The organism is Aeromonas mytilicola subsp. aquatica (assembly GCF_044336385.1).
In the GTDB taxonomy this organism is placed as follows: domain Bacteria; phylum Pseudomonadota; class Gammaproteobacteria; order Enterobacterales; family Aeromonadaceae; genus Aeromonas; species Aeromonas rivipollensis.
Genome location: NZ_CP172298.1, coordinates 3,323,464 through 3,338,671 on the forward strand (window position 1 = coordinate 3,323,464; position 15,208 = coordinate 3,338,671).

The 15,208-nt window shown below is 61.7% G+C and carries 15 protein-coding genes; all 15 read right to left on the reverse strand.

Annotation, left to right across the window (positions count from 1 at the left end):
• Positions 1-2: 2 nt before the first annotated feature.
• Entirely contained in the window at positions 3-638 is a 636-nt protein-coding gene (gene ccmA, locus ACFWHB_RS15145; RefSeq protein ID WP_163148308.1) for a cytochrome c biogenesis heme-transporting ATPase CcmA, read from the reverse strand.
• 221 nt (positions 639-859) lie between these two features.
• Positions 860-1,246 (reverse strand): DUF2802 domain-containing protein, encoded by a 387-nt coding sequence (locus tag ACFWHB_RS15150; protein WP_025326264.1) that lies wholly within the window; start codon positions 1,244-1,246, stop codon positions 860-862.
• Between the two features lie 94 nt (positions 1,247-1,340).
• On the reverse strand, positions 1,341-1,829 hold the full coding sequence (locus tag ACFWHB_RS15155; RefSeq protein ID WP_005333026.1) for a chemotaxis protein CheW: 489 nt from the start codon (positions 1,827-1,829) through the stop codon (positions 1,341-1,343).
• Between the two features lie 69 nt (positions 1,830-1,898).
• On the reverse strand, positions 1,899-2,765 hold the full coding sequence (locus ACFWHB_RS15160; RefSeq protein WP_395948781.1) for a chemotaxis protein CheW: 867 nt from the start codon (positions 2,763-2,765) through the stop codon (positions 1,899-1,901).
• Complete coding sequence (locus ACFWHB_RS15165) at positions 2,762-3,556, reverse strand: ParA family protein (RefSeq protein ID WP_111912507.1); 795 nt, start codon at positions 3,554-3,556, stop codon at positions 2,762-2,764. The genes ACFWHB_RS15160 and ACFWHB_RS15165 overlap by 4 nt, the downstream gene beginning before the upstream one ends.
• 4 nt (positions 3,557-3,560) lie before the next feature.
• The gene (locus ACFWHB_RS15170; protein ID WP_395948782.1) at positions 3,561-4,469 is read right to left on the reverse strand and encodes a flagellar motor protein MotB; all 909 of its coding nucleotides are present in this window, start codon (positions 4,467-4,469) and stop codon (positions 3,561-3,563) included.
• Between the two features lie 2 nt (positions 4,470-4,471).
• On the reverse strand, positions 4,472-5,209 hold the full coding sequence (locus ACFWHB_RS15175) for a flagellar motor protein (RefSeq protein ID WP_171275705.1): 738 nt from the start codon (positions 5,207-5,209) through the stop codon (positions 4,472-4,474).
• Between the two features lie 2 nt (positions 5,210-5,211).
• Positions 5,212-6,324, reverse strand: a complete 1,113-nt coding sequence (locus ACFWHB_RS15180) for a protein-glutamate methylesterase/protein-glutamine glutaminase (RefSeq protein ID WP_395948783.1) — start codon at positions 6,322-6,324, stop codon at positions 5,212-5,214.
• A 31-nt stretch (positions 6,325-6,355) separates the two neighbouring features.
• Positions 6,356-8,497, reverse strand: a complete 2,142-nt coding sequence (locus ACFWHB_RS15185) for a chemotaxis protein CheA (protein WP_213345000.1) — start codon at positions 8,495-8,497, stop codon at positions 6,356-6,358.
• A gap of 11 nt (positions 8,498-8,508) precedes the next feature.
• Positions 8,509-9,249 carry a protein phosphatase CheZ gene (locus tag ACFWHB_RS15190; protein ID WP_395948784.1) on the reverse strand — a complete coding sequence of 247 codons (741 nt, stop codon included), beginning with the start codon at positions 9,247-9,249 and terminating at the stop codon, positions 8,509-8,511.
• Between the two features lie 12 nt (positions 9,250-9,261).
• Positions 9,262-9,645 carry a chemotaxis response regulator CheY gene (gene cheY, locus ACFWHB_RS15195; RefSeq protein ID WP_025326256.1) on the reverse strand — a complete coding sequence of 128 codons (384 nt, stop codon included), beginning with the start codon at positions 9,643-9,645 and terminating at the stop codon, positions 9,262-9,264.
• Between the two features lie 111 nt (positions 9,646-9,756).
• Positions 9,757-10,476: an RNA polymerase sigma factor FliA gene (locus ACFWHB_RS15200; protein ID WP_395948785.1), complete on the reverse strand. Its 720-nt coding sequence runs from the start codon at positions 10,474-10,476 to the stop codon at positions 9,757-9,759.
• Entirely contained in the window at positions 10,469-11,344 is an 876-nt protein-coding gene (locus tag ACFWHB_RS15205) for a MinD/ParA family protein (protein ID WP_025326254.1), read from the reverse strand. Before ACFWHB_RS15205 ends, ACFWHB_RS15200 begins: the two co-directional genes overlap by 8 nt.
• A gap of 1 nt (position 11,345) precedes the next feature.
• Complete coding sequence (gene flhF / locus ACFWHB_RS15210) at positions 11,346-12,848, reverse strand: flagellar biosynthesis protein FlhF (RefSeq protein WP_111912513.1); 1,503 nt, start codon at positions 12,846-12,848, stop codon at positions 11,346-11,348.
• Between the two features lie 16 nt (positions 12,849-12,864).
• Positions 12,865-14,967: a flagellar biosynthesis protein FlhA gene (gene flhA / locus ACFWHB_RS15215; protein WP_262108946.1), complete on the reverse strand. Its 2,103-nt coding sequence runs from the start codon at positions 14,965-14,967 to the stop codon at positions 12,865-12,867.
• Between the last annotated feature and the right edge of the window lie 241 nt (positions 14,968-15,208).

Here is a 15,208-nt window from a genome sequence, read left to right on the forward strand (position 1 = left end):
GACTACTCCTGCAACAACGAGGTCAGCGACAGTGTCTTCAGGCGCCCCTGCATCAGGGTCAGGTCCTGATGGGTGGTGAGCACCACCATGCCCCCCCGATCCGCGTGAGTCAGGAACAACCGCTCCAGCACCCTGACCCCTTGCTTGTCGATGGCGGTGAAGGGTTCGTCGAGGATCCAGAGCGCCGGGCGCTCCGACAGCCAGAGCCTGGCCAGCGCCACCCGCCGCTGCTGCCCTGCCGAGAGCTGGCCCGCGGGATAATCCTCGAAGCCGGCGAGTCCGACCTGGGCCAGCACCTGCCAGAGATCCACGGAAGCTTCGGCCGTGCCGTGCAGCTTCTGGTAGAAGGAGAGGTTCTCGAGGGGGGTCAGGGTCGCCTTGACGCCGGGCTGATGGCCCAGGTAGAGCAGGCTGGCATGGTAATCATCCCGGCAATGGCGGATGTTCTCCCCGTTCCAGCACACCTCCCCCGCGAAGGGTTGGGAGAGGCCAGTCAGCAGCCGGAGCAGGCTGGTCTTGCCCACCCCGTTGGGGCCTTCAATCTGCATCAGATCGCCCGAGCGCACCGCGAAGGAGAGATGTTCAAACAGGGTGCGATCTTCACGCACGCAGCTCAGATTGTTGGCTTGAAGCAGCATGAGGGTGTAATCGTTGAAAATGAGGCGGCCTGCATCTTAACACAGGATCCGGAGGCGTCTTTTCAAAGATGCCAATAATCAACAGGATTTGTGGGGGAGATCGCGCACGGACAGGAGAATATGTGGCAAGGGGAAACTGGAGTGACCAGGCACTGGCGGAGGAAGGGGTGGTAGGGAAAAGAGGGGCGGCCTGAGCCTCCCCTCTCGGTCAGGAGCAGGGGTTAGCTGCGACCCTTGCGCAGGGAGATCAGCAACTCGGCTTCGGCCTGGGGCAACTCGCACTCGCTCATCACCTCGTCGAGATCGGCGCCTAGCTCTACCATCTTGGCGGCGCGACTGTAGAGGCGGCGCTCCGGATCCTGCAGGGTCAACTCCTGCTGGCTATCCTGGATCTTCTGCATGGCCCCTTCGGCGGATTGCAGGCGCTGACCCATGCCGATGGCACCGGTATGCAGCTCCATCATCTGCTTGCGCAGACTCTCGAGCTGCCCCTGCAGCGTCTCCATCCTGGCCTCGGACTCTCGCTGACGGCGGCGGTGACCCAATAGACCGTAGAGGGCCAGCACCAGTGCCAACAAGGACAACCCCAAGGCTGCGAATTCAATCATCAAACTGTCACCTTCCTCTTCACAGGGTCCCGCTCGGCATCAAGATGCCGCGGGCAGATCCGGGACCGCTGTTGTATCACTTTTTGACCCGCCGTTACAGGGAGCCGATATCGTCCCACTCTTCGTCGGAGAGCAGCTTGTTGAGATCCACCAGGATCAGCAGCTGACCGTCGCGGTTGCTGACACCCTGGATGAACTTGGCGCTCTCCTCGGTGCCCACCGCCGGGGCGGCGTCGATCTCGGAGGAGCGCAGATAGACCACCTCGGCCACGCTGTCCACCATGATGCCGATCACCTGCTTCTCCGCCTCTATGATGACGATGCGGGAATTCTCGCTCACATCACCGGCCGGCAGGCCGAAACGGGAGCGGGTGTCGATGACGGTCACCACGTTGCCACGCAGGTTGATGATGCCCAGCACATAGTCGGGCGCACCCGGTACCGGGGCTATCTCGGTGTAGCGCAACACCTCCTGGACCTGCATCACGTTGATGCCATAGGTCTCGTTTTCCAACTGGAAGGTCACCCACTGCAGCACTTCGTCCTCGGCCAGATTTTGTGCAATATTGCGCTTCTCTGTCATCTTCTTGATCCTTGTATGAACCCGTCAACGGGTAAAATTAGCAATAAAACCATGGCAGTGCCGATGTTGTCAGCGGCCTTCAATGTTCACGCCTCGGCCAAGGAGCACCAGCAGCTCCCTGACGTGCAGCAGGGCACACATCTTCTCCTTGACCATGCCCGCCAGCCAGGGGCGTTTCCCCTCCTGATGGCGCCACTTCACCTGATCCCGATGCAGCAGTTCGGTGCCCTTCAACTGATGACAGGCCAGCCCCCAGGGTGATTCCCCCAGCATGATCAGATATTTGTACTCGTCGATCTCCAGATGCTGGCCCGGCATGACCCACTGGGCCGTGTCGACCACGTTCATCTTCTGCTCCCGGGAGGTCATGATCCCCTTGTACCAGCCCGGCTGGCCGAAGAGGGAGCTCACCTCCCCCAGCTGGTGGATGCCGCCAAGCTCGGTCAGGGGCACAGCGAAGGTCACCCCGGCCACATCGAAGAAGAGCGCCTGAAACTCGTTGCCGGTATCCAGGTTTTCCCAGGCAGCAGGGGCCGGCTCAGGTTCCGCCGCCAGCGCGGGTTCGGCCAGTGTCAGGGCGACGGGCTCGGCGATCACCGGGATCACCTCGGGCGTCGCCAGGGCCACCTCGACCGGTTCGGGCTCGACCTCGACCTCGAGCTGGAAGGGCTCGACATGCAGCTCTTCATGGCTCAGGACATCCATCTCATCCTGCACCTGGCTCACCTGGGCGAGCAGCTCGCTCAGTTGCGCCAGTCGGCTGTCGGCTTCGAGATAGGGGGCTGCAACCACCTCGGGCAAGGGGGCGGGCTGAGGCTGCAACTGCGGCGCAGAGGCCGGTGCCTCGTCGTCCGGATCGTCCCGCAGCAGGACATCATCGAGCAGCAGGGAGTGGAAATAGTCATCCATGGCCCGAACCTGGGTGGTCTCTCTCATGGCTTCACCTCCTGGGTTCGTTGACGCTCCAGCGCATCAATAAAGTTGAGCAGTGTCTCGTAGGCATAGGTGCCACGGCTGCCCGGTGCATAGATGGACGGGGGTATGTGCAGCAGGCTGGCATCCCGGAATTTGGTGTCGATGGGAATGACCGCATTCCACACCGCCTCCCCATACTGCTCCTTGATGGACTGCAGCGTCATCAGGGAGGCCCGGGTACGCTTGTCGAACATGGTCGGGATCACCGTATAGCGGAACTTGTCCCGCTTGGATCGCTGCATGATCTCGAAGGTCTTCATCATCCGCTCCAGCCCCTTCAAGGCCAAAAATTCGGTCTGCACCGGCACCAGGATGCGATCGCAGGCCGCCAGCGCATTGACCATCATCACCCCCAGCACGGGCGGGCAGTCGATGAGCACATAGTCATACTGGTCCTGCACCCGCAACAGGGCACGCTTGAGTACCAGCCCCATGCCTTCCCGGTTGCCCATGACCCTGTCCAGGGTCGCCAGCGTGATGGAGGCGGGCAGCAGGTGGATGTTTTCGAACTTGGTCTTCAGGGTCATGCGGTTGACCAGCTCGCTGCTCGGCTTGGCCGCCTGGAACAGCTCGTAGAGGGTGCCTTCCAGCCGGTCCGAGTCAAAATCGAAATAAGAGGTCAGGGAGGCATGGGGATCGGTGTCGATCAGCAGTACCCGCTGGCCACGCTGGGCCAGAATGCCCGCCAGGGAGACGACCGTGGTGGTTTTACCGACCCCACCCTTCTGATTGGCAACCGTCCAAACAATCACTGTATCAATCCTGCCTTGTTGTTATGCGTATGCCACCACCGGGCAGCGTCACCACTCTGACGTCCTCGCTGTCGACGCTCTGTGGCGCGGCCGGGGCCGGCGTCACCGTCAGGGCGTTGACGGAGGTTCGCGGCACCCAGGCGAATCTGGATATGGCGACCACGACCTTGCGATTCTGTAACCGCCCCTGCTCGCTGCCGTTGTCGGCGAAGGGGGAGAACTCCCCATAGGCCTCGTAGGCGAGCCGCTCGGGGGCTATCCCCTTGGTCACCAGGGCGCCGAGCACAGCTTCGGCGCGGGCGGCAGACAGGGTCCAGTTGGAGCGAAACATTTCGTTGTTGATCGGCTGGTTATCCGTGTAACCCCGCACCCTGACATAGTTATCGACCGGTTTCAGAATACCTGAAAGCGTATCGAGCACAGGGGCCGCATTGCTCCCCAGAAAGGCGCTGCCGCTGCGAAACAGCAGGCCGGAACTCAGCTCCACCGTCAGCCAGCTGTCATCCTTCGCCAGCTTGACCACGCCGGCATCTACCAGGGCGCCCATGGACTCCTGCAACTGCAGGTCTATGGTCGCAAGGGCCGTGCCATCTTGCTGGATCGGGGTGCCCGTGATGGGGGCGCGCGAAGGCGACGGGGAGGCCTGGCTCTCCAGCAGGGAAGGCGCGGCCGACACCGGGTGGTTCAGCAGGGAGTTGCCCTGCCCTTCCAGCAAGCCATCGCTGCGCGGTACTTGGTTGAAAGCCTGGGTCATGCCCTCGATGACGGCGCGGTACTGCTCCTTGTTGACTATGGCCACGGAGTAGAGCACCACGAAGAGGGCGAAGATGAGCGTCATGTAATCGGCATAGGAGACCAGCCAGCGATCGAGATGTTCTCGCCCTTGCAGGTGCAAACGATAGCGCTTGCGCATGGCTATTCCCCTTTCAGATAAGCCCGTAGCCGCCGTTCAACCTGCTGGCCATTCTCCCCGTGGGCGATGGCCAGCAACCCTTCCAGCGTCATCTCCTGATAGAGACCGTAGTGGTAGTGGAATGCCCGCAGGCGATTCGCTATCGGCAGATAGAGGAGGTTGGCAAAGCCCACCCCGTAGATGGTCGCGACGAAGGCGATGGCGATGCCTGCGCCGAGGGTGCCCGGCTCCTCCAGGTGAAACATGGCCTGGATGAGGCCTATCACGGCCCCTATGATGCCGATGGTCGGGCTGTAGCCCCCCATGGCCTCGAACACCCTGGCGGCGTGCTCGTTGCGCTCCTGCTCGATGTCGATGTCCGCTTCCAGCAGGCGGCGGATATCCTCGATGGAGACACCGTCCACTATCATGGTGAGCCCCTGGCGGGTGAAGGGATCAGGCTCCCCTTCGGCCTGGTTCTCCAGCGCCAGCAACCCCTGCTGGCGCGCAAACTGGGCCCAGGCCTGCAGGCGTTCGGCCTGCTGCACCAGATCCAGTTGCGGCGGGAACAGCATCCAGCGGGCCTGGGCGAGCGCGGACAGCATGTACTTGCGGGGCGTCTGCAGTATGACGGCACCCCAGGTGCCCCCGACCACGATGACGAAGGCCGGGCCATCCAGCAGGGTCAGCAGGCTGCCGCCGTGCCACCATTGGGCGACGGCCACGGCGAGCAGCGCCAGCACCAGGCCGAACATGCCCATGGTCAGCGACCCAACTCGACCAGGATGCGCTGGGCAACCCTGTCCAGCGGCAGGGATTCGCTTGCTATGCCCGCCTTGGCAACCGCCTGGGGCATGCCGTAGACCACGCAGGAGGCTTCATCCTGGGCCCAGATGGTGGCGCCCTGCTCCTTGAGCAGACGCGCCCCGTCCCGGCCATCGGCACCCATGCCGGTCAGCACTATGGCGAGCACCTTGTCGCCGTAAATCTTGGCGGCCGAGGCGAAGGTGATATCGACGCAGGGCTTGTAGTTGACCTTGTCATTGCCCTCTATGATGCGAAGGCGAGCCCCGGGCCCGCGCCCTTCCAGCAGCATCTGCTTGCCACCGGGAGCCAGGTAGGCGTGACCCGGCTTGAGCACGTCACCGTCTTCAGCCTCCTTGACCCCGATCTGGCACAGACCGTTGAGACGAGCGGCGAAGGCGGCGGTGAAGGTGGCGGGCATATGCTGGATTAACAGGATCGGATGGGGAAAATCTCCCGGCAGCTTGGTCAGCACGTTCTGCAGCGCCACAGGGCCACCGGTGGAGGTGCCGATGGCCACCAGCTGATAGCTCTTGCCGCTGCGCTTGAAGCTGGCGGGCGCCGCGGCGCGGACCGGCTCGGGCTGGCGATCAAGAGGACGCGCCGAGGCAGCGCCGAGGGCGGGGCGCACCAGGGGCTCCGGCGCCCGGGGTCTGGCAGCCGCCATCAGGAAGCGCTTGCGGGCTATCTCCCTAACGCGTTGTTGCAGCAGCTTGACGGCCTCATCCTTGTCGCGGGCTATGTCTTCGAACTTCTTGGGCAGAAAATCCAGGGCACCGGCATCCAGTGCATCCAGGGTCGCCTTGGCCCCCTCGTGGGTCAGCGAGGAGAACATCAGTATGGGGGTCGGACACTTGGCCATGATCTCGCGCACGGCGCTGATGCCGTCGAGCACCGGCATTTCAATGTCCATGGTGATGACGTCAGGCCGCAACTGCAGCGCCTTGTCTACCGCCTCCCGACCGTTCTGGGCCGTGTCGATCACCGTCATCAGGGGATCCTGATTGATGATCTCGCTGACCCGGCGACGGAAGAAACTCGAATCGTCGACCACTAATACCTTGACTGCCATTGTTATTCTTTTAACTCCTTGGGCCAGACGCTCAGTGGCGGCGGGCATAGGCCTTGAGCAGGCTGGGCACGTCCAGGATGAGGGCGATGCCGCCGTCGCTGGTGATGGTGGCGCCGGCCATGCCGGGGGTCCCTTGCAGCAGATTGTCCAGAGGCTTGATCACCACCTCTTCCTGGCCGATGAGGTTGTCCACGACGAAGCCCACCTGCTGGGTGCCGATCTGGACTATGACCACGTGGCCTGTGTCCTGGCGTGCCGTTCTGCCGGCACCGCGGACCAGCCACTTGTGCAGGTAGAACAGCGGGATCGCCTTGTCGCGGACTATGATGGTGAGCTGACCGTCCACTACGTTGGCCTTCTTCAGATCCAGATGGAAAATTTCGTTCACGCAGCCAAGCGGCAGGGCGAAGGTCTGTTCACCCACTTCCACCATCAGGGTCGGCAGTATGGCCAGGGTCAGGGGAACCTTGATCTCGAGGCGGGTGCCCTTGCCCCAGGTCGAGTCGATGTGCACAGAGCCATTGAGGCTGACGATGCTGGTCTTCACCACATCCATGCCGACGCCACGGCCCGAGATGTCGGAGATCTCGGACTTGGTAGAGAAACCGGGGGCGAAGATCAGGTTGTAGGCATCGTTGTCGCTCATGCGCGCCGCGCTGTCGGCATCGAGCACGCCACGGCTGATGGCGATGGCTTTGAGCTTCTCCGGATCCATGCCGGCGCCGTCATCCTCGATGCAGAGCAGGATATGGTCACCCTGCTGGGAGGCGCTCAGTGTGATGGTGCCCTGACGGGGCTTGCCCGCCTTCTCCCGCACGTCCGGCATCTCGACGCCGTGGTCGCAGGAGTTGCGCACCAAGTGAACCAGGGGATCGGCCAGGGCCTCCACCAGGTTCTTGTCGAGATCCGTCTCTTCACCCACCATCACCAGCTCGATATCTTTCTTGAGGGTACGGGCGAGATCGCGCACAACGCGCGGGAAGCGGCCGAAGACTTTCTTGATAGGTTGCATGCGGGTCTTCATGACCGCGCCCTGCAGATCGGCGGTCACCACATCCAGGTTGGCCACCGCCTTTGACATCTCTTCGTCGTTGCTGGCGATGCCGAGGCTCACCAGGCGGTTTCGCACCAGCACCAGTTCCCCCACCATGTTCATGATGACGTCCAGGGTCTTGGTATCCACCCGCACAGTGGTGTCGTTTTGCACCGCACTGCTTTCGGCGGGGGCCGCCTGCTTGGCAGGAGCGGGAGCCGGGGCCGGCTTGGCCGGTGCAGAAGCGGGTTTGGCGGGGGCGGCGCTGGCCGCGACCGGCGCCTTGGGCGGGGTCACGGGCGCGGCGGGAGCCTTGGGCTCGGGAGCCGGAGCAGCCGCCGCCATGCTGTGCTGCGGCGCCTGGCCACGGCCATGCAATTCATCCAGCAGGCGTTCGAACTCGTCGTCGTCGATGAGCTCGTCCACCTCTTTTTGTACCGATTGCAGCGGGGAGAGATCCGGAGCGCCGCCATGCTGGCCCTGGCCGTGCAGTTGATCGAGCAAGGCCTCGAACTCGTCGTCCGTGATGTCGCCCGAGCCGCTCAACACGGGGGCGGCAGAGACCGTCGGCGCCTTGCCAGCACCGTGCAGTTCATCCAGCAGGCGCTCGAATTCGTCGGCAGAGATCTCGTCGATGGAGCCGCCACCGTTGACGGCCACAGGTGCGCTCTCGGCGACGATGACGGGTTCGGGTTCAGGCTCGGGCTGCTGCGGAGCGGCAACACTGGCGGTACGCAACTGCTCCTGCCCTTCGGGTTTGCACAGTTCGTGCAGATCGTGCAGCAGATCGGCAGAGGCCGGGCTGGTCGGCTCCCGATTCTGCACCTGGGCAAACATGACGTTGATGGCATCAAGGGCCTGCAAGATGACATCCATCAGCTCGGCACTGAGGGTTCGCTTGCCGTTGCGCAGCATGTCGAACAGGTTCTCGGCACCGTGGCAGACGTCCACCAACTCGGTCAGGGAGAGGAAACCCGCTCCCCCCTTGACGGTATGGAAGCCGCGAAAGATGGCATTCAACAGATTCTTGTCATCGGGCCGCTTTTCCAAGTCGACCAGTTGTTCAGACAACTGTTCCAATATTTCTGATGCTTCGACCAAAAAGTCTTGCAGTATGTCTTCATCAACTTCGAAGGCCATGCGTCACTCCATTAGAATCCCAGGCTAGACAGCAGATCGTCCACATCATCTTGACCATTGACCACATCGGACCTTGTCTGCGGGTTCATGATGGGGCCTTCTGCCTCGATGCCGCTCGCCGGCAGGCTGCGCGCCGAATTCTCGATGACGGCCTCACCAAACATGGTCAGCATCTCTATCAACTTTGTTTCAACTTCCTGCACCAGCTTGATCACCTTGCGGATCATCTGACCGGTCAAGTCCTGGAAATCCTGAGCCATCAGGATTTCAGTCAGCAGTTGTCGTAACTTATCGGCATCCGTCTCCGAAGCCTTAATAAAATCATTCAGTTGATGGCAGAGTGCCTTGAACTGACCCAGTTCAAGATCCCGGCTCATCAGGGCATTCCAATTGGGCATCACCAGCTGAATGTTGTCATTGAGCCGATCGGCGATGGGAAGACTGGCCTCGACCGCATCCATGGTGCGATTGGCCGCCTTGTCAGTCATGTCGATGACATAGCTGAGCCGCTCCCGGGCATCCGGGATCTCATGGGTGGCCAGGTCGGGGATCCTGGGATCCAGGCGAAAATCTTGCAGTGAGTTGTGCAACTGGCGGGTCAGCTGCCCCACCTTGTCAAACAGGGCCGCCGCATTGGGGGCGCACACATCGGCGAGGATGGTATCGGCCTGTTCAAACTCTTCTCGCTCCAGGTGGGCAACCAGCACCCTTGCCTGTTCAAGCGAGATCATGGCACTCGTTTTGGCCTTCATCCCTGCCGCTCCTTAGCCGATTCGTTCAAAGATTTTGTCGAGCTTCTCTTTGAGGGTGGCGGCAGTGAACGGCTTGACGATATAGCCATTGACCCCGGCCTGGGCGGCTTCGATGATCTGCTCGCGCTTAGCTTCCGCAGTCACCATCAGTACCGGCAGGTGCTTGAGTTTGTCATCGAGACGGATCGCCTTGAGCAGGTCTATGCCCTGCATGCCGGGCATGTTCCAGTCGGTGACCACGAACTGATAATCGCCGTTTTTCAACATCGGCAGGGCCGTGTTGCCATCGTCTGCTTCATGGGTATTGTTATATCCCAGGTCACGCAGCAAGTTCTTGATAATCCGGCGCATCGTTGAAAAATCGTCGACGATGAGGATTTTCATGTTCTTGTCCAAAATTCCCTCCTAAATAGCCGCCAAAACGGCTCACTTACATGATGCAGATCGCAGGTTTTATGGTGCGGATTATGCCTTAGAGTTGCGTTCCAGTGTAGCCAGTACAACCACTTATAAATTCCAATCTCTCAAACGGGCCCGCAGCCTGTGCATGGCCTGGCTGTGGATCTGGCTCACCCGAGACTCGCTCACGCTCAGGACTTCCCCGATTTCACGCAAGTTCAGCTCTTCGTCGTAATACAGCGACAGCACCAGGGCTTCCCGTTCGGGCAGGCGGGAGATGTGTTCGGCCAGGGCGCCCTGAAAGCGCTCGGCCGCCAGATCGTCAAAGCCGCCGTGACCGCTGGCGTCATCGGGATGCCCTATCACATCCTCGCTGACCCCGAGATCCTCGATGCCGATGATCTTGCCGCAGGAGACATCCTGCAGCATGGCATGGTATTCGCCAAGGGAGACCCCCATGTTGGCGGCCACCTCGGTGTCTCTGGCATCCCGGCCATGGGCCTGCTCCACGTTCTCGATCGCCTCTGCGATGGCACGGCTGTTGCGGTGCACCGAACGGGGCACCCAGTCCCCGCGGCGGATCTCGTCGAGCATGGCGCCGCGGATGCGGATGCCGGCATAGGTTTCAAAGCTGGCGCCCTTGCTGCCGTCAAAGTTGCGGGAGGCTTCGAGCAGCCCAATCATACCTGCCTGGATCAGGTCATCCAGCAAGACACTGCTTGGCAGGCGAGCCAATAAATGCTGGGCAATCCGCTTGACCAGCGGAGCATGACGCTCGACCAGCACGTAGGAATCCTGATGACGCAAGTATGCTTGGGCTTTATTCACGGGAGTCTTCCTGTGCTATGACCGGCTTTTGCAATAAATTTTCCAGGAAAAATTCGAGGTGTCCCCCCGGCTGGTTCGGGATGGGCCAGCTCGCCGCCTTGTTCGCCAGGGCACGGAATGCCAGGGAGGCGGGCGACTTGGGAAACGCCTCGACGATCAGCTTCTGCTTGCGCACTGCGGCCCGCAGGTTGGTGTCGTAAGGCACGCAGGCCACCAGCTCCAGGGAGGTGTCGAGGAAGCGGTCGGTGACCCGGGTCAGCTTGGCGAAGAGCTCCTGCCCCTCGCGCAGGGAGCGCACCATGTTGGCCACCACCTTGAAGCGGAACACCCCGTGATCCTTGGAGAGGATCTTGATCAGGGCATAGGCATCGGTGATGGAGGTGGGCTCATCGCACACCACCACCATGATGTCCTGGGCCGCACGGGTGAAGCTCAGCACCATGTCGGAGATCCCCGCCGCCGTGTCCACCAGCAGCACGTCCACCTGGGTCTTCATCTCGCTGAAGGCGCGGATGAGCTCGGCATGTTGCACCGGCGACAGCTCGACCATGGACTGGGTGCCCGAGGTGGCCGGCACTATCATCATGCCGTAGGGCCCCTCGACTATGATGTCGTCTATGGTGCACTCCCCCGCCAGCACATGGGAGAGGTTGCGGTGCACCCGCAGCCCCAGCATGACGTCGACGTTGGCCAGACCAAGGTCGGCATCCAGCACCAACACCCGCTTGCCCTGGGCGGCCATGGCTCCCGCCACGTTCAGGGTCACGTTGGTCTTGCCAACGCCCCCCTTGCCTCCGGACACGGCGATCACTTTTACTCGATTGTTTTGACGCATTTTGCGCAGACCACTCGCCTGATCCATATACATGTTACTCATAAAACTCCGAATCTTCGGCCTCGCCAAAGCCTGAACCCCAGAAGTAAGGGTCTTCTGTTTCCCGCTCCAGCGAGCCCATGGCCGCGCCGACCAGCAGCGCCGCATTGGCAACTTGAATATCTTCCGGCACCCGCTGTCCATCTGTGATGTAGCTGATGGGCAGGGCGTTCTGAATGCATACGTTAATCACCTCACCCAGATTCAGGCTCTCGTCGAGCTTGGTCAGGATGCAGCCGGAGAGCGGAATGCGCCGGAAGTGATCCACCGCCTCCTGCATCACCCGGCGCTGGGAGGTGGCTGACATGACCAGATAGCTGCGAATGCGCACCTTGGCATTCTTGACCAGGGTGTCGAGCTGCTCGGTCAGACGGATATCCCGCTGCCCTACCCCGGCGGTATCGATGAGCACCAGCCGGCGGTGACGGAACTGATAGAGCGCGTTGGCCAGCTCCTCGGCATCCCGTACCTGACGCACCGGGCAACCCATGATGCGACCATAGGTCTGCAGCTGTTCGTGGGCCCCGATCCTGTAGTTGTCCGTGGTGATGAGGGCCACCTGCTCGGCGCCATACTTCATGGCAAAACGGGCCGCCAGCTTGGCGATGGTGGTGGTCTTGCCCACCCCGGTCGGCCCGAGCAGCGCCACGGCACCGCCCTGGCGCAAGATGTCGTCTTCGCTGATCTTGAGCTGGGCCGTCAGTACCTCGGCCAGCTGGGCCATGGCCTGATGGATGGGCATGTCTTCCGGGATAAGTCCGGCGAGCTGATCGGCGAAGGCATCATCGAACCCCATCTTCTTGAGTTCCTTGATGAGCAGCGCCCGCATCGGCTCGCGGCGCTCCACCTCCTGCCACATCAGACCGGAGATCTGGTGCTCCAGCAGCTTGCGGATGCTGGCCATCTCCTTGCGCATCCCCTCCATCTCCTGATCTCGCGGGGCAGGTTGCGCTGCACGGGGGCCGGGGGCAGGACGTGCCTTCGGCTTGGCAGGCTCGGGGGCCGCGCCCCACTGGCCCTGTTCGGCCAGCGTCCTGGGTGCGCCGTTGGCGGACGCCAGTCCCGCGGACTGATTGCCGCCAGCGGCCCCATTCCCGGACCATGGTGCCGGAGATGGGGTGCCGTTACCCGCCCCATTCGCAGGCCATGACCCCTGAGCGGCGTTGCCGCCCGCCGGATTGGCAGGGTTGAGCTTCTGCTGGCGCGCCAGCAGGGCCGCCAGGGTATCGGCATAGTATTCGTTCTGCTCCTTGGGGGGAGCCGAGCGCGTCATCTGCTTGCCCGCAGACGAGATATTGACGCTCTCATCGTTCAACTGACGGCGAACCGGCGCATCTTTAGGTCCAGGCACCTGGGACTGATAATCGACGGCCGCGACTATCTCCACCCCACCGGTGACCTTTTTGTTGGACATGATGACGGCATCCGGCCCGAGCGTCTCCTTGACCTCGGCCAGCGCCGTTCGCATGTCTTTGGCAAAAAACCGCTTAATCTTCACCCGTCATCTCCGCTAACTAGCCCTGTCCCACCGCACTGACGATGCGGATCTGCTTGTCATCAGGCACTTCCTGATAAGACAGGACGCGTAATCCAGGAATGGCATTCTTGACAAATTTCGCCAGGGTATTGCGCAATATCCCCGATGTCAGAAGCACGGCCGGCTGGCCTTCCAGTTCTTGTCGTTGAGTGGCTTCCACCAGGGAGCGCTGCATCCGCTCCGCCAGTCCCGGTTCTATACCGGCGCCATCTCCCCCACCTGCTTGCAGGGATTGATGCAATATGCGTTCCAGTTCTGGTGAAAGGGTGATCACCGGCAGCTCGGGCTCGGGGCCGGCAATCTCCTGCACTATCAGCCTGCGCAGGGCGATACGGCAGGCGGCGGTCAACACTTCCGGGTCCGGGCTGCGTGGTGCATATTCCACGAGGGTCTGCAGGATAGTGCGCATATCGCGAATTGGCACGCCTTCATTGAGGAGATTTTGCAATACCTTGACCAGGTTGCCCATGCTGATCACCTCGGGAACCAACCCTTCCACCAGCTTGCTCTGATGCTTCCCTATCATGTCCAGCAGTTGCTGCACCTCGTCGTGACCCAGCAGCAAGGCGGCATGGTTGGAGAGGATCTGGCTCAGGTGGGTGGCCACGACGGTGGCCGCGTCCACCACTGTGTAACCCAGGGTCTGGGCCTGGGAGACCTGCTCCTTGGCGACCCAGACAGCTTCCAGTCCGAACGCGGGGTCCTGGGTCGCTATGCCCTGGATCTGGCCGAACACCTGGCCCGGATTGATAGCCATCTCCTTGTCGTGATAGACGGTAGCCTCGCCGGTGCTCACCCCCATCAGGGTGATGCGGTACTGATTGGGGGCGAGATCCAGGTTGTCGCGGATGTGCACGGCAGGCACCAGGAAGCCGAACTCCTGGGAGAGCTTCTTGCGCACCCCCTTAATCCGGTTGAGCAGCTCGCCCCCCTGGTTCTTGTCCACCAGCGGGATGAGCTGATAGCCCACCTCCAGGCCGATGATGTCCACCGGCATGACGTCGTCCCAGCTCAGGTCCTTCTGCTCCACCGGAGCATCGCCCTGGGCCGGCAAGAGTTCACCGCTCGCCACCCTGGCCTTGTTCAGTTTCTCCCGGCGCAGCAGCCACCAGGCCCCCACCGCCGCCACGGCCCCCAGACTCAGGAAGGCCAGGTGCGGCATGCCGGGCACGCTGCCCATCATCAGCAGTATGCCGGCGGAGATCACCAGCGCCTTGGGGTTCTCGAACAGCTGGCCGAGCACGGCCGTGCCCATGTCCTGATCGGTATTTTGACGGGTAACTATGATGGCGGCGGCGATGGAGAGCAGCAGTGAGGGGATCTGGGCCACCAGGCCGTCACCTATGGCGAGCAGGGTGTAGATCTCGGCCGCTTCACCGAAGCTGAGCTGGTGCTGCATCATGCCGATGATGAAGCCACCGATGATGTTGATGAAGAGGATCATGATGCCGGCGACGGCATCCCCCTTCACGAATTTGGAGGCACCGTCCATGGAGCCGTAGAAGTCGGCTTCCTGGGTCACGTCCTGACGGCGCTTCTTGGCCTCTTCCTGGTTGATGAGACCGGCGTTCAGGTCCGCATCTATAGCCATCTGTTTGCCGGGCATGGCATCCAGGGTGAAGCGGGCGCTCACCTCCGAGATCCGGCCCGCCCCCTTGGTGACCACCACGAAATTGATGATCACCAGGATCATGAAGACGATGATGCCCACCGCATAGTTGCCGCCGATCACCACGTTGCCGAAGGCCTCGATCACATGACCCGCCGCCGCGCTGCCGTTGTGGCCTTCAAGCAGCACCACCCGGGTGGAGGCGACGTTGAGCGCGAGCCGCAGCAGGGTCGCTATCAGCAGGACTGTGGGGAAGGCGGCAAACTCCAGCGGCCGACGGGTATAGACGGCCACCAGCAGCACCACTATGGAGAGGGCGATGTTGAAGGAGAAGAGGATATCCAGCATCAGGGGCGGTATGGGGAGTACCACCATGCCGAGAGAGGCGAGCACCAGCAGCGGGGTCCCTATCCCCTTGCTGAGCAACCATCTGTACTCTTTGAAACGGCTCAATCCAGCCTTGAATCCCATCGTTCTTCTCGATTTACAACTGCCGATGCCGAATGAAAGCAAATATCAAGCCAATTACTCAACTCATTGATCTATTGGGATTTTATTTTGATGCTGTCAGAAGTCCGTCGGAGGACACGTTCGGGTAGCTTGATTGGAAGCTTCATGGCAAACAGGGCGGGAGCGGGGTTACTTGCGATTTTCCGGTGGCACGATGGATGACCCAGGGCGAGAACAAGGCTACTTGCAATAGTCCGGCGGC

Excerpts from the sequence above, each read along its gene's own strand:
- ccmA (WP_163148308.1), bottom strand. The coding sequence starts at position 638 with ATGCTGCTTCAAGCCAACAATCTGAGCTGCGTGCGTGAAGATCGCACC.
- ACFWHB_RS15150 (WP_025326264.1), bottom strand. The coding sequence starts at position 1,246 with ATGATTGAATTCGCAGCCTTGGGGTTGTCCTTGTTGGCACTGGTGCTG.
- ACFWHB_RS15155 (WP_005333026.1), bottom strand. The coding sequence starts at position 1,829 with ATGACAGAGAAGCGCAATATTGCACAAAATCTGGCCGAGGACGAAGTG.
- ACFWHB_RS15160 (WP_395948781.1), bottom strand. The coding sequence starts at position 2,765 with ATGAGAGAGACCACCCAGGTTCGGGCCATGGATGACTATTTCCACTCC.
- ACFWHB_RS15170 (WP_395948782.1), bottom strand. The coding sequence starts at position 4,469 with ATGCGCAAGCGCTATCGTTTGCACCTGCAAGGGCGAGAACATCTCGAT.
- ACFWHB_RS15175 (WP_171275705.1), bottom strand. The coding sequence starts at position 5,209 with ATGGGCATGTTCGGCCTGGTGCTGGCGCTGCTCGCCGTGGCCGTCGCC.
- ACFWHB_RS15180 (WP_395948783.1), bottom strand. The coding sequence starts at position 6,324 with ATGGCAGTCAAGGTATTAGTGGTCGACGATTCGAGTTTCTTCCGTCGC.
- ACFWHB_RS15185 (WP_213345000.1), bottom strand. The coding sequence starts at position 8,497 with ATGGCCTTCGAAGTTGATGAAGACATACTGCAAGACTTTTTGGTCGAA.
- ACFWHB_RS15190 (WP_395948784.1), bottom strand. The coding sequence starts at position 9,249 with ATGAAGGCCAAAACGAGTGCCATGATCTCGCTTGAACAGGCAAGGGTG.
- ACFWHB_RS15205 (WP_025326254.1), bottom strand. The coding sequence starts at position 11,344 with ATGTATATGGATCAGGCGAGTGGTCTGCGCAAAATGCGTCAAAACAAT.
- flhA (WP_262108946.1), bottom strand. The coding sequence starts at position 14,967 with ATGGGATTCAAGGCTGGATTGAGCCGTTTCAAAGAGTACAGATGGTTG.